This is a genomic window from Clostridium sp. YIM B02551 (assembly GCF_022324735.1).
GTDB lineage: Bacteria > Bacillota > Clostridia > Clostridiales > Clostridiaceae > Clostridium_T > Clostridium_T paridis.
Map to the genome: position 1 here is coordinate 25,597 of NZ_JAKGTF010000004.1, position 20,524 is coordinate 46,120.

Genomic DNA, 20,524 nt, shown 5'->3' on the forward strand with positions numbered 1-20,524 from the left:
TATAGCTTATACTATTCTTCTTTAGAAAGAAGGGTGAAATTGTTCCTGTAAGCATGCTTAAAAATCCAATTCAAACTAACATACTAATTTTTAAAAAATAATGGAAAATTTAACTCTATTAATAATGATTATTTCTTCATGATGTGGTAGAATTTATGTATAAATTTAAATATGAATTATAAGGAGGGATGCATATTATTAGTTCATTATTCATAAACGCAACTATAATTATTTCATTTCTATACTTAGGTAGCCAAATACTTAAAAGTGAAAACTTTATTAAGAATATTAGTATTAAAGATAAAACTTTACTAGGAATTCTATGTGGACTAGCTGGATGTATTTTAATATTCTATAGCATCCATACTTATAATAACGTTCTAATAGATTTAAGAGTAATATCCGTATTGATTGCAGCTTTTTACGGTGGATATATTTCAAGCATTATAGCAACTTTTATAATTGTATTTTTTAGAATAGGATACTATGGAATAACTTATATATCAGTTATAGCATCAATATCGCTTTTTATAATATCAATTATTTTTTCTTATATATCTAAAACTAGACTTAGTTTTATAAAGAAATATATAATTATGTCACTTGTAAATATTATATATGGGGTAATTTTATATTCAGTATTAGTGGATGATTCAAAAGTTCTATCCAAGGTTAACTTTAGTTTTACAATATCAACAATTATAGTTTCAATCATAGTATATTATACGTTAAAATACATTTCTAAAACTAATGAACTATATAGAAGGCTTAGATTAGAATCCACTAAGGATTATCTTACAGGTCTTAATAATGTTAGGGAATTTGACAAGTTATTGAATATGCATATAAATAGTGCAGTTGAAAAAAATGAAAACATATCAATTCTTATGATAGATATAGATTTCTTTAAGCATATTAATGATACATATGGACATTCCTCAGGGGATTTAATTTTAAAACAACTTTCAAATTTATTGGTTAAATCTTGTAGAAGTTTCGATATAGTGTCTCGTAATGGTGGAGAAGAGTTTACTACTATTTTACTAGATTGTGATTATGAACATGCCTTTAATATAGCTGAAAGAATGAGAAAAGCAGTAGAAGAATATGTTTTTATAATAGAAAATAATAAAGAAATACATATAACTGTTTCTATAGGAGTAGGTACTTATCCTTATCCTACAGGAGAAATTAACACTATTTTAAAAGTTGCAGATGATGCACTATATAATGCAAAACGTTTAGGAAGAAATAAAGTTTGTTAATAATGAAAGCCTCATCTATTGGATAGGTGAGGCTTTTTATTATTTATTGATATCTTAATATCTTTTTACAAAAGATAAATTTTCAGTATATCTATCTGAATCAATATCTTTAACTATTTCCTCATAATTTTCATGAAGATATTTTGTAACTTCATCAACAGGTTTTTCATTATAAAGCTTATTCAAGCTTAATGGATCGAGAATAGTAACATTATTTGATTTAAGGGTGTTAAATATTATAGGAAGCTGCTCAAAGTCAGAGCATTCAAATGAATATATTGTATTATCTTTCTGCTTTATCTCTATAAACAATTTAAGGAAAGTTGCCGGAAAACCTCCAAAAACTGTGTTTAATTTTCTAAGTATACCAAGCTCTACAGATGATATGTCTTTATAAGTTATGGTTTTAATAGTTTTGATACCTTTTTCAATCATAAAAGAACTTAATTCACGGTGTTTTAAAATTATTTCCTCTTGAGTAAATTCACAAATACAAGTTGCAAATGTTGTAGATGAAAGCTTTGGATAACGTTCTCCATTAATCTCAACAATAGTTGCCACCGTTCCGCTTTTTAATGACTCATCTAAGTTTTCTAAATGACTAATGAACTCTTGAGCGTGTGTTTTTTCACTCATAATAAATATCCCCTTTATAATATATTTAACATTGATTATCATGTATATAATTATAACAGGGTTGGGTATAATTGTAAATATAAATAGTATAAAATACCATATAATTTATTTATCAATACCTCTTACTCTGGTTAAGCATTTATAATAAAGTTTTGAGTTGTTGGAAAACTAATAATAATAATAAGCTTGGCATAACTGAGGTGGAAATATGGATTTTAATCAATTAAAGAACTATAGTGATAAAAATAAATATATTTTAAGTACTATTCCAAAAGCAACAGAGGATTATATTTCAGCAAGATGCTTAATAATTAATGGAATTTTAAATAATGGGCTTATATTAGTGAAAGAAGCAATCGATAAATATCTTAAGGCATATATTTGGATAAATGATGAAAATTTTGATCCTAGAGGAAAAAAATTCACCTTGGAGGAATTAGTGGAAAATGCTAAGAAAAATGGGTTAGATTTAGCAATTTACACTGGATTAATAAGAAAAATTTCTGAGTTTTATAAATTAAGATATACAGATAATTTATTTAAACTTAAAGAGTATAAAGCAGAGGAACTTTATGAAATCGATTCATTAATTATATATCTAAATAACAGCTTAAAGTTACCACCTGAAATTAAATTTAGAATTTTAGGAATAGAGCATTATATTTCATTTGATTTAGCTAATTCGATTGAAATACCTAAAAATCATTATTTGAAATGGCTTGAGGAGAACAATAAACCTGTTAAGGGGTTAGCTAAAAAACTAGAGCCGGAGTATTTTGCATTCAAAAGATCTCTAACACCATAGCCTATTATTATATGTTAGAATCATATTACATACAAAATACATTACAGTTTAATTATTTGTTATTTAAATGGAGGGGAATATGGAAGTTTATGTTGGAAGGCAACCCATATTTGACAATAAAAATAAGGTGGTTGCATATGAACTTTTATTTAGAAATAGTTTGGGAAATGAATATAGTGAAGAAGATGGAGAAAGAGCTACCTTGGAAGTAATTTTAAATACTTTTTATACTCTTGGATCTAATGAGGTAACAGAAGGTAAGAAAGCATTTATTAATTTTACTGAAAAAATGATGCATACGAATATTTTTTTAATTATTTCCCCTGATAAAGTCGCAGTAGAAATTTTAGAGAGTGTTGAACCTACAAAAGAAGTAATTGAGATATGTAAGCATCTTAAGGAATTGGGTTATATTATTGCGTTAGATGACTTTATATATGATGATAAATATAAAGAATTAATTAACTATGCAGATATTGTAAAGGTTGATTTTAGAGCTACTGGTCCAATAGGGAGAAAAGAAATTATCAAAAAAGTATCTAATCCAAGAGTGAAGTTTTTAGCGGAGAAGGTAGAGACTCATGAAGAATATAAAGAAGCTCTTAACCTTGGATATGATTTTTTTCAAGGATACTTTTTTAGTAAGCCTCAAATATTAGTAGGAAAGGATATTACGGAATCTGATTATGCTACAATTAATATTATGAATGAGCTTAATAGCAATTCTTTCAATATAAATACAATTGAAAAGATTATATTATCAGACGTCGCTCTTTCTTTTAAACTTTTAAAGTATATAAATTCTGCAGCCTTTGGTCTTGTTTCAAAAATTAATACAATAAGAAGTGCTTTAAATCTTTTAGGAGAGAAGGAAATAAAAAAATGGCTTCATTTTGCTTTATTAAGGGGAATAAACGAAAATAAGCCTAGTGAACTATATAATACAGCTCTTATTAGAGCAAAATTTAGTGAAAGTATTGCTCAATTAATTAATAGAGAAGAATTGTCTTATGATTCATATCTTATAGGAATGTTCTCACTACTTGATGCTATTTTCGATAAACCTATGAAGTATATATTGGACAAAATCGCTATAAGTGACCATATTAAAGGCGTTTTACTTGGACAAAAGTCTTTGCAAAATGATATATTATCACTAGTAATAGCCTATGAATGTGGTGCTTGGGAGAAAGTTGATTCATTAGTAAAGGAATTTAATATTAAAGAAAAGGAACTTACAAGTGCTTATTTAAATTCTATTAAATGGGTAAATGATTTTAATATATAAAAAAGTTTTGTAGAAAGGACTAAAATCATTTCTACAAAACTTTTAAAACTTAAGTAAACTAATTATAATAAAGGGACATAAATTCAACTAATAACTTATTTATGTAAAAATAAATTAAGTTTCCTATAAAAACCCTATATTATTTAAAAACAACGTATTTCTTATTAATTGAAACTAGGTTGAAAATAAATGCTAGTACAGGTGATATAATAAGAAGTAAGAAAAATCTCACGTCTTTAGTAAAGAAAATAGCACTACCTGCAATTAGAGTACATAAACCATAGCACACTCTTTGATAAAAGAGAATGGTATTATATTCTGCTTTTTTCATAACCTTGTAATTGCCCTTCTTAGGAAGTGGCATATTTTTTTTGTTTATGATAGCGTTAGATATTTGAGCAATACCAGCTATCAATAAAATTAAACTAACTATAGTTATCATTGTTACCCTCCAAACAAATATTATCCTTAGTTAATTATATGTTAATATAAAAAATTTTAAAAGAAAAAATATTTTTGATACATTTTATTTGGGCTTTTGTGATAGAATTAATTAAAATTATTATAAATTTGTTATAGGAGGATAAATATATAATGAAAAAAGTAGCAGTTGTTTTTAATGGTGGAACCATTTCGATGAAAGTAGATGAAAGAATTAAAGCAGCAGTTCCATCCTTAACAGGTGAAGAAATTATGTCTATGGTTACAGGAATTGAGGAGTTTGCAAAGTTAGAAACTTATACATTTTCCTCCTTACCTTCGCCACATATGACTCCAAATATGATGCTTCAGCTTGCAAAATTTATTGAAGACTTACTTAAAAAAGAGGACATTGATGGTGTTGTAGTAACTCACGGTACAGATACCTTAGAGGAAACTGCATATCTTTTAGATTTAGCTATTGCATCAAAAAAGCCTGTTGTAATTACAGGTTCAATGAGAAGTAGTTCAGAACTAGGATATGATGGTCCATCTAATCTAGCTGCATCAATATGTACTGCAATTTCTGAAGAAGCAAGAGGAAGAGGGGTTTTAGTTTGTTTAAATGGTGAATTACACACAGCTGCAGAAGTTACTAAAGCAAATTCTATGAGCTTAAATGCATTTAGAACTCCAAACTTTGGACCAATAGGTATAGTTGATGATAATAAAGTTATGTTTTATAGAGATAAAATGAAAGGAAGAACCTTTGAAGTTGATGAAATTGAGGACAGAGTAGCATTGATAAAATGTGCAGCAGGTATGGATTCAAAGCTTATAAAGTTCCTAATTGAATCTGGAGAAAAAGGAATAGTAATTGAAGCTTTAGGTAGAGGAAATGTTCCTCCAGCTATGGTTTCTGGAATTGAATTAGCTATAAAAAATAATATTCCAGTAGTTGTAGTCTCAAGATGTTTTGAAGGTAGAGTGCATGAATCTTATGGATACTTAGGTGGTGGACAACAACTACATGAGATGGGTGTTATATTTGGAGATACTTTACCAGGACAAAAAGCTCGAATCTTACTTATGATGTGCTTAAGTATTACAAAAAGAATAGAAACCATCCGAGGATATTTTGAAAAATAATTTGTAAACATTTTGTTAACAAACCATTGACCTACAAAATTAATTATATTATATTTTTTGTATGACATAATTAATTTAAGGGGGAGTATTAAATGGCAAAAAGTATGACTGGATTCGGAAGAGCCACTAGTAAAGAAGGTAGTGAAAGAATTTTTACTGTAGAGATGAAGAGTGTAAATCACAGATATCTTGATTTAAACATAAGAATGCCAAAATCTATGATAAGCTTTGAGGATAAAATTAGAAGATGTATCTCTAAAAAGATTAATAGAGGCAAGATAGATATTTTCATTAACTTGAAAGATTATCATAAGGGAGATCAGGTTACAAGATTTAATGAAACCCTAGCTGATAGCTACTATAATTCATTACTAGAAATTGAAAAAAGATATCCAGTTAAAAATGATATATCCCTTTCCTTAATAGCTAGATTCCCAGAAGTTATCACAATAGAAGAAAAGGAACAAAATCTACAAGAACTTTGGACAGAACTAGAACCTTTAATCAATGAAGCAGTTGATGTTATGGTAGAAATGAGAGAAGTTGAAGGCTTAAAGTTAAAGGAAGACATTTTAGTTAAATGTAATGAAATTAAAGAAAATGTTAAAATAATAGAAGCAGCTTCACACAAGCTTGTAGATAACTATAAGATAAAATTAGAAGAAAGAATTAAAGAATTAACTTCTAATATGGATATTGATCCAAATAGAATTGCTACAGAAATAGCAATATTTGCAGATAAATCTGCAGTGGATGAAGAAATCACTAGACTATATTCACATTTAAATCAAATTTCAAGCACATTTTCACTAAATGAGCCAATTGGAAGAAAGATGGATTTTATAATTCAAGAGTTAAATAGAGAAGCTAATACTATTGCTTCAAAGTCATATGATATAGATATTACTAACATTGTTATTAATATAAAGAATACTATTGAAAAAATAAGAGAACAAATTCAAAACATCGAGTAATCAGGAGGAGAGAGATGGGAATAAAACTAATTAACATAGGTTTTGGTAATATTGTTTCAGCTAACAGATTAGTTGCAATAGTAAGTCCAGAATCTGCGCCAATCAAAAGAATAATTCAAGAAGCTAGGGACAGAGGTATGCTTATTGACGCTACATATGGAAGAAGAACAAGAGCAGTTATTATAACTGATTCAGATCATGTAATTCTTTCAGCTGTTCAGCCTGAAACTGTTGCACATAGATTATCAGCCAAAGACGAAATAATTGATGAGGTTGATGAATAATGGAGGAACATAACAGAGGATTGCTTATAGTGATTTCAGGACCATCAGGAGCTGGTAAAGGCACAATTTGTAAAGCGTTATTAGAAAAAAATGATGACTTATTTATTTCTGTATCAGCAACCACTAGAAATCCTAGAGCAGGAGAAATTGATGGAGTTAACTACTATTTTTTAGATAAAGATAGTTTTAAGGAAAAAATAAATTCTGGTGATTTTCTAGAATATGCTGAAGTATACGGCAATTACTATGGAACTCCTAAATCAAAGGTAGAAGAAATGCTTCTAAGTGGTAAAGATGTTATTTTAGAAATTGATATTCAAGGCGCACTTAAAGTAAAAGAAAATTCTCAAGAGGGTATTTTCGTATTTATTCTTCCTCCATCAATGGAAGAACTAAAGAAAAGAATCATAAAAAGGGGTAGTGAAACTGAGGAATCCCTAATGACTAGATTTAAGTCAGCGTATCAAGAAATTAATTATGTTTCAACATATAATTATGCTGTAGTAAATGACGAAGTTCATGAAGCTGTTAAGAAAATTGAAAGTATTCTTACAGCTGAAAGATGTAGAGTAGATAGAATTAAAGAAAATATATTAGATTCAAAGGAGGGCTTAATTCATGAACAACTCTATGATTAATCCATCAATTGTAGACCTATTAGATAAGGTTGATAACAGATATTCTTTGGTAATTGTTACTTCAAAGAGAGCTAGACAATTAATAGACGGACAAGAGCCACGTGTAGATGTAGATTCTAAGAAACCATTAACAATAGCAATAAATGAAGTTAATGATCTAGAAATAACTTTTGAGCAAGTAAAAGAAGGTTATAAATAAAATGAATAAATATAAAGTACTAATTGGGGTAACTGGTGGTATAGCTGTATATAAAGCACTAGATCTTATTTCCAAATTAAGAAAACATGATATCGAAGTTAAGGTTATTATGACTGAGTCTGCAGAGAAATTTGTAACTCCTCTTAGCTTTCAATCATTAAGTCAAAATATGGTTACAACAGATATGTTTCAAGAACCAAAAGCTTGGGAAATTCAGCATATTTCTTTAGCTAAGTGGCCAGACTTAGTACTTATTGTTCCAGCAACTGCAAATATAATTGGGAAAGTAGCTAATGGTATTTCAGATGATATGTTATCTACTACTATTATGGCAACTAAATCACCTGTGTATTTTGCACCAGCTATGAACACAAATATGTATGAGAATCCAATAGTTCAAGGAAATATTTCAAAACTAAAAGAGTATGGATACGGTTTTATAAATCCAGATAGCGGAAGACTAGCTTGTGGTGATGTAGGAGCAGGAAAGCTTGCGGCTGTAGATGATATACTTGAAGTTACTTTAAGTCTTCTAAATAAAAATGAAGATTTAAAAGGAAAGAAAATACTAATTACTGCAGGACCTACAATTTCACCTATTGATCCTGTTAGATTTATTACGAATAGAAGTTCTGGTAAAATGGGTTATGCAATTGCTGAGGAAGCTAGAGATCGTGGAGCTGAAGTAGTTTTGGTTTCAGGTCCAACAAATATAAAACCGCCTTACGGAATAAAATTCATAAAAGTAAATACTAATGAAGAAATGAAGGATGCTGTTTTAGATAATTTTGTTACAAGTGATATAGTAATTAAGGCAGCTGCTGTAGCTGATTACAAGATTGCTGAATACTCTGATAAGAAAATTAAAAAGGGTGAAGGTAATCTAAATCTTGAATTCACAAGAGATAATGATATACTAAAAATCTTAGGTGAAAAAAAATCAGAAAGTCAAATATTAGTAGGATTTGCTGCTGAAAGTCATGATTTAATTGAAAATGCAAGAAGAAAACTTGCAAATAAAAATCTTGATTTAATTGTAGCAAATGATATAACCTCTAATGAGACTGGCTTTGCATCTGATGATAACAGAGTCATATTTATCACTAAAAGTAATGAAAGTACCGTTTTAGATAAAATGAGTAAGCGTGAAATTAGTAAAAAACTTTTAGATGAAGTAATGAAGATTAGTGAAAATTAAGTACTATAGACTCTCTATGTATTCGTAGGGAGTCTTTTTATAAAGGGTGATTTATTTGTATGCAAAAGTTGTTATAAATAGTGATGCAGTTAGTATTGATAAGCTTTTTACTTATAAGATTCCTGAAGACATTATTCAAAATATTTTCGTGGGTTCAAGAGTCTTAGTACCTTTTGGCATGGGAAATAGAGCCTATGAAGCATTTGTTCTAAGCCTATCTTACGAGCCAGATACTGAATTTAAAAATCTAAAAAGTATTATTAAAGCACTAGATGATAAACCTCTTATAGACGAAAAAGGTATATTATTATTTAATTATTTAGTTAATAATTATTTGTGCAGAAGAATCGAAGCAATTCGTTTAATTATACCTACTGGAGTTATGAGGGGCATTAAGGAAAAAAGCAAGGAAGTAGTCATATTAGGAAAAAATTTAGATGGAAAGTTCAAGGAAAAGGAAGCGTATATTTCTATTATAAATTTCATTTCTATAAATGAAGGTCTATACACAAGAAGTGAATTAATTTCAAAATTCAATCTATCTTCATATATGCTTGGTAAGTTATTAAAGGAAGGATATCTTTCAGTAACTAAAGAAAAAATTGAAAGATACAATGACAAGAATTATAACTTCTACAATTCGTTTGAATTAAATGAAGAACAACGAAAAGCATATGATGAGATAATTAATTCGGATGAAAGATTATTTCTTATAAAGGGTGTTACTGGCAGTGGAAAGACGGAAATTTATATGAAGTTAGTGAAAGAAATGCTCGGTAAAGATAAAACTAGTTTAATATTAGTTCCAGAGATCTCATTAACACCTCAGATGATTGAAAGATTTAAAGGAAGATTTGGAAAAGATGTAGCTGTTTTTCATTCTAAGCTGTCCTTAGGTGAAAGATATGATGAATGGTTCAGAGTAAAAGAAGGTAAGGTTAAGCTGATTGTTGGTGCAAGAAGTGCAATTTTTTTGCCTTTTAAAAACCTAGGCTTAATTGTTATAGATGAAGAACATGAAGGAACATATAAATCAGAGCAAAATCCTAAGTATCAAACTAAAGAAGTTGCAGATTTTATAAGTCAAATAAATAACTGTAAAGTAGTATATGCGTCGGCAACTCCCTCTGTGGAAAGTTATTATAATGCATTAAACGGTAAATATAAGTTAATTCAACTAAATAATAGAGTAAATAACAAACCAATGCCTAAAATGAAAATTATTGATATGAGACAAGAACTTAAAAATAATAATAGGAATATGTTTTCTAGAGAATTATTTGAAAAACTTTCTCATAATTTAGATAAAAAAGAGCAAAGTATAATATTTTTAAATAGAAGAGGTTTTTCTACCTTTGTATCCTGTAGAAGTTGTGGTTATGTATACAAATGTCCGCATTGCGATATTTCTATGACTTATCATAATAATGGATATTTAATCTGTCACTATTGTGGTACTGCTAAAAAGATAGAAAAATTATGTCCTAAATGTGGTAGCAAATATATAAAGCATTTCGGTGCTGGTACTGAAAAGGTTGAAGGGGAAATTAAAAAATTATTTCCAAATGCAAGAGTTCTAAGAATGGATGTTGATACTACACGAAACAAGGATTCTCATGAAAAAATATACAATAGTTTTAAAAATGGAGAAGCTGATATCTTAATAGGTACTCAAATGATATCTAAAGGGCTTGATTTCCCAAACGTGACCTTAGTAGGAGTGGTAGCAGCAGATACTACTCTTAATCTTCCAGACTATAGATCTGGAGAAAGAACTTATCAATTAATAACACAAGTAGCAGGTAGAGCTGGAAGAGGAGATAAGCTAGGGGAAGTAATTATTCAAAGTTATTCTCCAGAGCATTATTCCTTAACAAATGCTTTAAATGAAAATTATGATAATTTATATAATGAAGAAATAAGTGCAAGAAAGCTTCTAAAATATCCTCCTTTTGGAGATATACTTTTAGTGCAATGTACATCAAAAAATGAAGCATTGTTAAAGGATTTTATGAGGACAGTAAATAAGGAAGTAAGCGCATTAATTGATAAAAATGATGTTGACATTTTAGGACCAAGTCCATGTATAATAGGAAAAATTAAAGAAAACTACAGATGGCAGCTAGTTTTTAAGGGAAATTTAGACTTAAATCTATGTAGAAATATAAAAGATAGGGTTTATCAATTAGGCTCAAATGTATATAATGATATAAAGATATCTATTGATATTAATCCAAATAGTTTAATTTAGGAGGAAAAGATGGCAAAGAGAAACATCAGATTTGCAGGAGATGAACTTTTAAGAAAAAAAAGCAGACCTGTAGATGAAATTAATGAAAGAATTTTAACTTTAATAAAAGATATGTTTGAAACTATGTATGATAGCTATGGGGTAGGACTTGCAGCACCTCAGGTTGGTATTTTGAAAAGATTATTTGTAGTAGATACTGGTGACAATCCACTAGTTTTTATAAACCCAGAAATACTTGAGACAGAAGGTTCTCAAACTGATGTGGAAGGATGTCTTTCATTCCCTAATAGACAAGAAATGGTTGAAAGACCTTTTAAAGTAAAGGTTAAGGCCTTAAATGAAAAGGGAGAAGAATTTATACTTGAAGCAGAAGAACTATTAGCTAGAGCTATTTTACATGAAAATGATCATCTAAACGGTGTTCTATTTGTTGATAAAATTAAAAAAAATTAGGAGGGAATAGAATGAATATTGTTTTTATGGGAACCCCTGACTTTGCTGTTCCTTCTCTAAAGGCGATTATAGAAAATTATGATGTGAAAGCTGTATTTACTCAACCTGATAGACCAAAAGGAAGAGGTAAAAAATTAGCTATGTCAGCTGTTAAGGAAGAAGCAATTAAACATGATGTGAAAATATTTCAACCTGAAAAGCTAAGAAAAGATTTAGAAGCTATTGAGTATTTAAAAAACTTAAAACCTGATTTTATAATAGTAGTTGCATATGGACAAATACTTACAAAAGAAATATTAGATATACCTAAATATGCTTGTATAAATTTACATGCATCTCTTTTACCAAAGTATAGAGGTTCAGCACCTATAAATTGGGCAATAGTAAATGGTGAGACGTGTTCAGGTAATACAACAATGTTAATGGATGTTGGGATAGATACAGGAGATATGCTAATAAAGGATTCAGTTGAAATTACAAAAAATATGACTGCAGGTGATTTACACGATATATTAATGGAAAGAGGAGCTAGGTTACTTATTGATACAATTGATGGATTCGCTAATGGCAGTATAATTCCTGAAAAGCAGGATAACGAAAACACATGCCATGCTCCAATGTTAAATAAAGATTTAGCTAAAATAGATTGGAATAAAAGTGCACTTGATATTCATAACATGATAAGAGGATTAAATCCTTGGCCAATAACTTTTACAACTTTAGATAATCAAAATATGAAGATTTTTGAAAGTGAAGTTTTAGAAAATGAAAAAACAAACTCAAAAGTCGGTGAAATTATTGAAGTAGGTAAAACTGGACTTAAGGTAAATTGCGGGAAAGGAACTTTGCTTATAAAGAAAGTACAATTTCCTAATGGAAAACCTCTTACTATCGAGCAATATCTTAATGGTAATGAAATAAATAAAAATATAATTTTAGGAATATAGAGGTGATTTAAATGTTTTATTTTGATCCAACTATGATAATTTTAATACCAGGGATTATTTTAGCAATGTGGGCACAAAGTCAAGTTTCTTCAACCTTTAATAAATACAGTAGAGTTCGTAGCTTTAATGGACTCACAGGAGCAGAAGTAGCAAGAAGTATATTAGATTCAGCTGGTTTATTTGATGTATCTATTGAACAAGTTAGAGGTTCATTAACTGATCACTACAATCCAAGAACAAAAGTCTTAGCATTATCTGAAGATGTATATAGCAGTACTTCTGTAGCAGCAATTGGAGTAGCTGCTCATGAAGTTGGTCATGCAATTCAACATAATGAGAAGTACGCGCCACTATTAATAAGAAATGCAATAGTTCCAGTAGCAAACTTTGGAAACTACTTTTCTTGGATATTAATATTAATAGGTATTTTCTTTGCTGCTACTAATCTTATGTATCTAGGAATAGTTTTCTTCCTTGCAGTTGTAATATTTCAACTTATAACTTTACCAGTTGAATTTGATGCATCTAGAAGAGCAATAGTTCAGCTTGAAGGTAGAAATCTACTTATTGGTGATGAAATTAATGGAGCTAAGAAAGTTCTTAAAGCTGCTGCTATGACCTATGTAGCTGCTGCAGCAAATGCAATATTACAACTTATTAGATTACTTGCGATTGTAAGTAGAAATGATGATTGAGGTAAAAATGAATAGTAGAAAACTTGCAACTAAGGTATTGGACTCAGTTTTAAATGGTGGCGCTTATTCTAATATAGCGTTAAATAATGCATTTAAAACAGCTGATTTAGATGTAAAAGACAAGGGTCTAGTTACAGAAATTGTTTATGGTACAATTAAATATAAACAATCAATAGATGATATCATAGCATTATATGTTAAGGACATAAACAAAATTGATAAAGAAATAATTAATGTACTAAGAAGTGCGATTTATCAAATAAAATATTTAGATAAAATTCCGCCATATGCAGCAGTAAATGAAGCTGTTAATATTGCAAAAAAGCATTCCATGGGTTCATCAAAATTTGTAAATGGTGTGCTAAGAAACTTTTTAAGAAATAAAGAAAAGGAACCTAGATTTAAAGACAATAAGTCTAAAATAGCTTTTGAGTATTCTTTTCCTAAATGGCTTGTTGAGTTTTTTACTAAGCAATATGGTGAAGATAAAGCCTTAGATATTCTAAAAGGATTAAATATGACACCTAAGTTAACTGTAAGGGTAAATTCCCTTAAGTCAAGTTATGAGGAGCTTCTTGAGGAATTAGAAACTGAGGGTTATGATGTTTCAGAGGGGTTTGCTTCACCAGATGCTATAGTGATTAATAGGGGAAGTTCTATTGAAGGAAATAAAGCATTTAGGGATGGAAAAATATTTGTTCAAGATGAGAGTGCAATGCTTGTATCCTCATTATTAGAATTAGAGGAAAACATGAAAGTTGCTGATTTATGTTCTGCTCCGGGCGGAAAATCAACGCATATGGCAGAATTAATGAATAACAAGGGGGAAGTATATTCTTTTGATATTCACTCAAATAAACTTTCACTTATAGAAGATAATGCTAAACGACTTGGAATAGAAATAATAAAAACAGAAAAACAAGATGCTACAGAATATAATTCATCTTTAGAAAATGCTTTTGATAGAGTTTTACTTGATGTTCCTTGTTCAGGTCTAGGAATAATAAGAAAAAAGCCTGAAATTAAGTGGCAAAAAGATTTAAAATCTCTTAAAGAAATCCAAAGCATTCAGAAAAAAATATTAGATAATGCATGGAAGTACTTAAAGCCTGGCGGAGTAATGGTATATTCTACATGTACATTAAACAAGGAAGAAAATGAAGAAAATGTTAGGTATTTATTAAATAATAATGAAGATTGTCAAATTGAAAAAATATATATTGGTACTCTTCCGAATTTTATATATAATGTAGATGGAACTTTAACAATTTTACCAAATGAATACATGGACGGATTTTTCATTGGAAAACTAAGAAAAAGGCAGGTGTAAAGATGAAAGATCTATTAGATTTAACTCTAGATGAATTTAAAAGCGAATTAATTTCTCTAGGAGAAAGTGGCTTTAGAGCTAAGCAGGTTTTTGATTGGATATACAAAGGAGTATTTGATTATAATGATATGAAAAACATTCCACAAGCCCTTAAAGATAAGCTTAAGGATGGTTTTAAAATTGGAATTCCTAAAGTAGTTGAAGAGTATACTTCAAATGATGGCACAAAAAAACTGCTGGTTTCTTTGGAAGACGGTAATTTGATTGAATGTGTTATTATGAAGTATATCCACGGAAACACAATTTGTATATCAACACAAGTAGGATGTAGAATGGGGTGTAAGTTTTGTGCATCAACCCTTGGTGGAGTTATAAGAGATATAACTTCTGGAGAAATGATAGGACAAATTTTATTAGCTCAAAAAATACTTGGAGAGAGAATTTCAAATGTGGTTTTAATGGGCAGTGGGGAACCATTAGATAATTTTGATAATGTTATGAAGTTTTTAGAGCTTGTGAATGCTGAATATGGATTAAATATTGGTCAAAGACATATTACACTTTCAACTTGTGGGATTGTACCTAAAATCTATGAATTAGCAGATAAAGATTTAAGTATAACTTTAGCTATTTCTCTTCATGCTTTCTCAGATGAAAAAAGAAGAGAAATAATGCCTATTGCAAATAAATATTCCATAAAGGAAATTATGGACGCTTGTGCTTACTATATTGATAAAACTAATAGAAGAATCACATTTGAATATTCATTAGTTAAGGGTGTGAATGATTCAAAGGAAGACGCGAAAGCTTTAGCAAGCTTATTAAGAGGAGTACTTTGTCATGTTAATTTAATTCCAGTAAATGAGATTAAAGAGAAAGAATATAGGAAATCTTCAAAAGAAGATATAAAAGCTTTTGAAGCAATACTTAAATCTCATGGAATTGAAGCAACAGTTCGAAGAGAAATGGGTTCTGATATTAATGCAGCCTGTGGGCAATTAAGAAGAAGCTATTTAGAAACTCGTAATTCAAATTAGGGGGAATACTCATGATTGGAGTAATAAGTGATGTGGGTAAAAAACGCATGATCAATGAAGATTATGCAGATTATTTTATTTCACCTAACTATGAGCTTTATATTGTAGCTGATGGTATGGGGGGACATAACGCAGGAGAAGTAGCTAGTAAAATAGCTGTAGATGTTATTAAAGAATATATAAAAGAGAACTGGAATAACCATAGTGATGGAATGTTACTTAAAGATGCAATTCTTGCGGCTAATAAGAAAGTTCTAGAATACGCAAGTAACAACGTAGAATTAAATGGTATGGGTACAACTGTAACAGCATGTTTAGTATTAGGGGGATATACCTATATAGCTAACGTAGGTGATAGTGCATGCTTCGTTCTTGAAAATGAACAACTAGTAAAAATTACTAAAGATCACTCTTTGGTTCAAGAATTATTAGATAGTGGTTCAATTACAGAGGAAGAGGCCAGGAATCACCCAAGAAAAAATGTAATAACTAGAGCTGTAGGTGCTTATGAAGTGTTAGAAGTTGATATTTTTAAACTTCCAGATAGGAAGGAAAATAAATTTCTTATTTGCTCAGATGGATTATTAAATGAAGTAAATAAAGAGGAAATTACAAATGTATTAATTTCGTATAATAATGAAGAAGCAGCAAAACAATTAGTTATTTTGGCTAATGAAAGAGAAGGAAGAGATAATATTACAGTATTAGTGTTTGGAGGAGAGAATTAGTATGGAAACTATATTGTTGGGGGAAAGATACGAACTGCTTGAACAAATAGGTGAAGGTGGAATGTCTTTTGTTTATAAAGCAAGAGATAAAAAATTAAACAGATTTGTAGCAGTGAAGATACTAAAAAAAGATTTTATTAACAATGCAGACATTGTAGAAAAATTTAAAAAAGAAGCTACTGCAATCGCTAATTTAAGCGATCCAAATATAGTTAATGTTCTTGATGTAGGAACTCAAGATCAAGCTCATTACATTGTAATGGAATATGTAAAAGGAAGTACGCTTAAAGAATTTATTAGAGATAAAGGTAGATTGCCTTACGATTTATCCATTAATATAGCTATCCAAGTTGCAAAAGCTCTTGATTGCGCACATAAAAATAATATAATTCATAGAGATATAAAGCCACAAAATATTTTAGTCACAGAAGATGGTACTATTAAGGTAACTGATTTTGGAATAGCTAAATCAACAAATTCATCAACCATAATAAATACTTCAAATATAATTGGTTCTGCACACTATTTTTCGCCAGAGCAAGCTAAAGGAAACTATATAGATTCTAGAACTGATCTTTATTCATTAGGAGTAGTAATTTATGAAATGGTAACTGGAAGACTTCCTTTTGATGCTGATTCACCAGTTTCAGTAGCTCTTAAACATATACAAGAGGATGTAGTTCCACCAAAAAATATAAATTCTACAATTCCAGAATCATTAAATAAATTGATTTTAAAAGCAATGGAAAAGGCTCAAATAAAAAGATACCAATCTGCTAAAGAATTAATTGGTGATCTAGAAAAAATAAAAAATGATCCAAATGTTGTTATTGGAAGCATACCAGTGAATCAAGATGAGTTTACTAGAGTTATGGCACCAGTAAATGTACCACCAACACCAAAGTCAACTGCTTCAAAAATTTCTAACAATGATTGGGAAGATGACGAAGAGGATGAGTGGGATGATGAAGATGACGAAGAAAATAAGGGCAAAAAGACTAAGATTCGTATAATATTAGGTTTAGTTTTTGCTTTAATATTAGTTGCTGCTGGAGTAGGAACATATTTTATAACTAGAAATACGACCTCAAATCAAAGCATAACTGTCCCAACAGGCTTAGTTAATTCTCCAAAAGAAGATGTTCAGAAAAAATTAGAAGCTTTAGGCTTAATTATGGATATAGGCGGAGAAGAGAAGAGTGATAAGCCAGCAGGTACAGTATTAAGTGTTACTCCAAGTGAAGGTTCAACTGTTAAAAAGAACGATCATATTAGAGTAGTAATAAGTGGTGAAGAAAATAAGCTTAAAGCTCCTGGTTTAGTAGGTTTAACATTAGATGATGCAAAGAAATATTTAGATAATCAAAATCTTAAATTAGGTAATGTAACTTATGAATATTCTGATACAGATCCAAAGGACCAAGTAATTAAGCAAAGTCCAGAGAAAGATGCAGACATGTCAGAAAATGATAAGATTAATTTAGTAGTAAGTAAAGGGCCTGAAATAAAAAATACAAATGTTCCACCAGTAATTGGATTATCAGAAGCTGATGCTAGAAACGCATTATCTCAAGCAAAGCTTCAAGTTAAGGTTAACTATGTAGATACAGATAAGCAAAGTGATAATGGAAAAGTAACTTCAAGTAATATAGCAGAAGGAACTAGTGTTAAAGAAGGTACAACTGTTACAATAAATGTAGGAAGATTTGTTGAGGCAAATGTAGATTTAACACCAGCATTATCAATGTCACCAGCAGATGCAAAAGCGTTTATTCAATCAAAAGGATTTAATAATGTAACAATTCAAGGAAATGGTGACAAAGTATCAAGTTTAAATAAAACATCTGCTAAGCCAAGCGAAGCGATAGTTATTTATGTTATTCAATCACAACCAACAACACATTAATAATTTTTTAGAAAGAGTTTCATTTTGAGGCTCTTTCTTTTTTTATAATTCTTATTATTTTATTGCATTTTATTAGTAAAAGTGTTTATTATAGATATGTGAATAAAATAATTGGAGGATATATGAAGGGAATAATAATTAAAGGTATTGGCGGCTTTTATTATATAAAAACAAATGAAGGTATAATTGAATGTAAAGCCAGAGGTAAGTTTAGACATAACGACTTAAAGCCTATGGTGGGCGATTGGGTAGAGATTGAAGTTGAGAACAATAAAGGTGTAATTGAGAAGATATATGATAGAACTTCAGAATTAATTAGACCAACAGTTGCAAATGTAACTCAGGCTTTTGTAGTTTTTGCTGTTAAGAACCCTGATATTAATTATGATCTATTAAATAAATTTTTATTGCTTTGCGAATATAACAATATTAAGGCTATAGTATGCTTAAACAAAAGTGATTTAATTAATGGTGAAGAAAGAGAGTACATTAAAACCAAAATTAATAATATAGGTTATGAAGTAATATTTATCAAAGCAAAGTTTAATGAAGGAATCTCGGAATTAAATGAAAGATTAAATGATAATGTTACTGTTTTATGTGGTCCATCAGGAGCTGGCAAATCTACATTAATCAATGTATTTAGTCAAGAAACCAAAATGGAAACTGGAGAAGTTAGTGAAAAGATAGGTAGAGGAAAACATACAACAAGACATAGTGAATTACTAACAATTGAAAATGGATATGTGGTTGATACACCTGGATTTTCAACTTTAGATATATCTTTTATAGAAAAAGAAAAATTAATGTACTACTTCCCTGATTTTGAGGAATACAATGATAATTGCAAATTTACAGGTTGTTTACACCATAAAGAACCAAATTGTGCAGTTAAAAAAGCTTTAGAAGAAGGAAAAATAAATGAATTTAGATACGATTTTTATATTAAAACATTAGAAGAAATAGGGAGGAAAAACAAATGGTAAAAATAGCACCTTCAATTTTATCAGCAGATTTTGCTAAATTAGGAGAAGAAGTTAGAAAAGTAGATGAGGCCGGAGCAGATTTTATACATATAGATGTGATGGATGGTAGTTTTGTTCCAAACATTACATTTGGTATGCCAGTAATAAAAGCAATTAGAAGCTACACTAAAAAGGTTTTTGATTTACATTTAATGATAGATGAACCTTCTAAATTTATCGATGATTTTATTTCTGCTGGAGCTGATTTAATTACAGTTCATTATGAAGCAGATAAACATATAGATAGAACCATTAATTACATAAAAAGCAAGGGAATTAAAGCAGGAATCTCATTAAATCCTGGAACTCCTGTATCACTTATTAAAGACTTAATCCCATCACTTGATATGGTACTTATAATGTCCGTTAACCCAGGTTTTGGTGGACAAAAATTCATCTCTTATTCAATTGATAAGGTAAAAGAAGTAAAACAAATTAGCGAGAATGCTAACAAAGATTTATTAATTCAAGTAGATGGTGGAATAGATAGTACCAATATTAAAAGTGTTGTTGATGCAGGAGCTAATGTAATTGTGGCTGGTTCAGCAATATTTAAAGATGGAAAACTTAAAGAAAATATAGCTTTACTTAGAGAGAGTATATAAAATGAAAATAATTATTGTTGCAGGAGGTACCCCTCCTTCTAAAGAGTTATTATTAGAATCTGTTAAAGATGCTGACTACATTATTGCTGCAGATAAAGGGACTGAGGTATTATTAACTAATAACATTGTACCTGATTATGTATTAGGTGATTTTGATTCCATTGATAAAAAATTTTTAGATGATTTGTCATTGAAAAAAGTTAATATCATTAAACATAATCCTATTAAGGACTTTACGGATACTGATAGTGCATTTAATAAAGCTAAAGAGCTTAAAGCTACAGAAATCACACTACTTGGATGTACTGGAACAAGAATTGATCATTTGTTTTCTAATATAGGCCTTCTCAAAAAAGCCATTGAGAATAATATTCTATGTAAAATTATTGATAATAACAATGTAATTCAGCTAACAAACAAGCCAATGACTTTAAAAGGAAAAAGAGGACAACTTATTTCTTTCTATGCATATGAAAAGGTTGTTGAAGATTTTTGTATTTATGGAGCTAAATATGAACTGTTTAACCATAAACTAATTCCTTTTGATGGTCTTACCGTGTCAAATGAATTTTTAGATGAAGATATTAAAATAACTTTTAATAAAGGTTTAGTTTTAATATTTTTTTCAAAAGATTAGTAACAATTTTTTATAAACCTCATAGAATAATATAGAACTATTTATGCTTGGAGG

At 29.4% G+C, this 20,524-nt stretch carries 22 protein-coding genes; 20 read left to right on the plus strand and 2 right to left on the minus strand.

Annotated elements, in window-relative coordinates; genetic code table 11:
* Nucleotides 1-188: 188 nt before the first annotated feature.
* The gene (locus tag L1S47_RS05875; protein ID WP_238882532.1) at nucleotides 189-1,265 is read left to right on the plus strand and encodes a diguanylate cyclase; all 1,077 of its coding nucleotides are present in this window, start codon (nucleotides 189-191) and stop codon (nucleotides 1,263-1,265) included.
* Between the two features lie 54 nt (nucleotides 1,266-1,319).
* On the opposite strand, the gene L1S47_RS05880 is transcribed toward L1S47_RS05875, so the two are convergent.
* Nucleotides 1,320-1,901 (minus strand): hypothetical protein, encoded by a 582-nt coding sequence (locus L1S47_RS05880; protein ID WP_238882533.1) that lies wholly within the window; start codon nucleotides 1,899-1,901, stop codon nucleotides 1,320-1,322.
* 208 nt (nucleotides 1,902-2,109) lie between these two features.
* On the opposite strand from L1S47_RS05880, the gene L1S47_RS05885 reads away from it, so the two are divergent.
* Together L1S47_RS05885 and L1S47_RS05890 are read left to right on the plus strand one after the other, a co-directional pair.
* Nucleotides 2,110-2,706, plus strand: a complete 597-nt coding sequence (locus L1S47_RS05885) for a hypothetical protein (protein ID WP_238882534.1) — start codon at nucleotides 2,110-2,112, stop codon at nucleotides 2,704-2,706.
* Between the two features lie 79 nt (nucleotides 2,707-2,785).
* Entirely contained in the window at nucleotides 2,786-3,994 is a 1,209-nt protein-coding gene (locus L1S47_RS05890) for an EAL and HDOD domain-containing protein (RefSeq protein ID WP_238882535.1), read from the plus strand.
* A 139-nt stretch (nucleotides 3,995-4,133) separates the two neighbouring features.
* Here the strand turns inward: L1S47_RS05890 and L1S47_RS05895 are convergent, their stop codons facing one another.
* Nucleotides 4,134-4,436 carry a hypothetical protein gene (locus L1S47_RS05895; protein WP_238882536.1) on the minus strand — a complete coding sequence of 101 codons (303 nt, stop codon included), beginning with the start codon at nucleotides 4,434-4,436 and terminating at the stop codon, nucleotides 4,134-4,136.
* 152 nt (nucleotides 4,437-4,588) lie between these two features.
* Between L1S47_RS05895 and L1S47_RS05900 the strand changes: the two genes are divergently transcribed.
* From L1S47_RS05900 to L1S47_RS05980, 17 genes are all read left to right on the plus strand, one after another.
* The gene (locus L1S47_RS05900) at nucleotides 4,589-5,563 is read left to right on the plus strand and encodes an asparaginase (RefSeq protein WP_238882537.1); all 975 of its coding nucleotides are present in this window, start codon (nucleotides 4,589-4,591) and stop codon (nucleotides 5,561-5,563) included.
* 92 nt (nucleotides 5,564-5,655) lie between these two features.
* Entirely contained in the window at nucleotides 5,656-6,537 is an 882-nt protein-coding gene (locus tag L1S47_RS05905) for a YicC/YloC family endoribonuclease (RefSeq protein ID WP_238882538.1), read from the plus strand.
* 14 nt (nucleotides 6,538-6,551) lie between these two features.
* Nucleotides 6,552-6,821, plus strand: coding sequence for an extracellular matrix/biofilm regulator RemA (remA, locus tag L1S47_RS05910; protein ID WP_202766202.1), 270 nt, complete (start codon nucleotides 6,552-6,554; stop codon nucleotides 6,819-6,821).
* Complete coding sequence (gmk, locus tag L1S47_RS05915) at nucleotides 6,821-7,459, plus strand: guanylate kinase (RefSeq protein WP_238882539.1); 639 nt, start codon at nucleotides 6,821-6,823, stop codon at nucleotides 7,457-7,459. The genes remA and gmk overlap by 1 nt, the downstream gene beginning before the upstream one ends.
* Complete coding sequence (gene rpoZ, locus L1S47_RS05920; RefSeq protein WP_202766204.1) at nucleotides 7,440-7,658, plus strand: DNA-directed RNA polymerase subunit omega; 219 nt, start codon at nucleotides 7,440-7,442, stop codon at nucleotides 7,656-7,658. The genes gmk and rpoZ overlap by 20 nt, the downstream gene beginning before the upstream one ends.
* 1 nt (nucleotide 7,659) lies before the next feature.
* Nucleotides 7,660-8,856 carry a bifunctional phosphopantothenoylcysteine decarboxylase/phosphopantothenate--cysteine ligase CoaBC gene (gene coaBC, locus L1S47_RS05925; RefSeq protein ID WP_238882540.1) on the plus strand — a complete coding sequence of 399 codons (1,197 nt, stop codon included), beginning with the start codon at nucleotides 7,660-7,662 and terminating at the stop codon, nucleotides 8,854-8,856.
* Nucleotides 8,857-8,905: 49 nt separating this feature from the next.
* A complete protein-coding gene (priA, locus tag L1S47_RS05930; RefSeq protein ID WP_238882820.1) occupies nucleotides 8,906-11,107 on the plus strand; it encodes a primosomal protein N' in 2,202 nt (733 codons plus the stop codon).
* Between the two features lie 9 nt (nucleotides 11,108-11,116).
* The gene (def, locus tag L1S47_RS05935; protein ID WP_238882541.1) at nucleotides 11,117-11,560 is read left to right on the plus strand and encodes a peptide deformylase; all 444 of its coding nucleotides are present in this window, start codon (nucleotides 11,117-11,119) and stop codon (nucleotides 11,558-11,560) included.
* Between the two features lie 11 nt (nucleotides 11,561-11,571).
* Nucleotides 11,572-12,507 (plus strand): methionyl-tRNA formyltransferase, encoded by a 936-nt coding sequence (gene fmt / locus L1S47_RS05940; RefSeq protein WP_238882542.1) that lies wholly within the window; start codon nucleotides 11,572-11,574, stop codon nucleotides 12,505-12,507.
* An 11-nt stretch (nucleotides 12,508-12,518) separates the two neighbouring features.
* The gene (locus L1S47_RS05945; RefSeq protein WP_202766208.1) at nucleotides 12,519-13,202 is read left to right on the plus strand and encodes a zinc metallopeptidase; all 684 of its coding nucleotides are present in this window, start codon (nucleotides 12,519-12,521) and stop codon (nucleotides 13,200-13,202) included.
* 7 nt (nucleotides 13,203-13,209) lie between these two features.
* Entirely contained in the window at nucleotides 13,210-14,532 is a 1,323-nt protein-coding gene (gene rsmB, locus L1S47_RS05950; RefSeq protein ID WP_238882543.1) for a 16S rRNA (cytosine(967)-C(5))-methyltransferase RsmB, read from the plus strand.
* Nucleotides 14,533-14,534: 2 nt separating this feature from the next.
* Nucleotides 14,535-15,569, plus strand: a complete 1,035-nt coding sequence (gene rlmN, locus L1S47_RS05955; RefSeq protein WP_238882544.1) for a 23S rRNA (adenine(2503)-C(2))-methyltransferase RlmN — start codon at nucleotides 14,535-14,537, stop codon at nucleotides 15,567-15,569.
* Between the two features lie 11 nt (nucleotides 15,570-15,580).
* Nucleotides 15,581-16,297 (plus strand): Stp1/IreP family PP2C-type Ser/Thr phosphatase, encoded by a 717-nt coding sequence (locus tag L1S47_RS05960; RefSeq protein WP_238882545.1) that lies wholly within the window; start codon nucleotides 15,581-15,583, stop codon nucleotides 16,295-16,297.
* Nucleotide 16,298: 1 nt separating this feature from the next.
* Nucleotides 16,299-18,203, plus strand: a complete 1,905-nt coding sequence (gene pknB / locus L1S47_RS05965; protein ID WP_238882546.1) for a Stk1 family PASTA domain-containing Ser/Thr kinase — start codon at nucleotides 16,299-16,301, stop codon at nucleotides 18,201-18,203.
* A 122-nt stretch (nucleotides 18,204-18,325) separates the two neighbouring features.
* Nucleotides 18,326-19,189: a ribosome small subunit-dependent GTPase A gene (gene rsgA, locus L1S47_RS05970; RefSeq protein WP_238882547.1), complete on the plus strand. Its 864-nt coding sequence runs from the start codon at nucleotides 18,326-18,328 to the stop codon at nucleotides 19,187-19,189.
* Complete coding sequence (rpe, locus tag L1S47_RS05975) at nucleotides 19,183-19,833, plus strand: ribulose-phosphate 3-epimerase (protein ID WP_238882548.1); 651 nt, start codon at nucleotides 19,183-19,185, stop codon at nucleotides 19,831-19,833. Before rsgA ends, rpe begins: the two co-directional genes overlap by 7 nt.
* A 1-nt stretch (nucleotide 19,834) precedes the next feature.
* Nucleotides 19,835-20,470, plus strand: coding sequence for a thiamine diphosphokinase (locus L1S47_RS05980; protein WP_238882549.1), 636 nt, complete (start codon nucleotides 19,835-19,837; stop codon nucleotides 20,468-20,470).
* Nucleotides 20,471-20,524 lie beyond the last annotated feature (54 nt).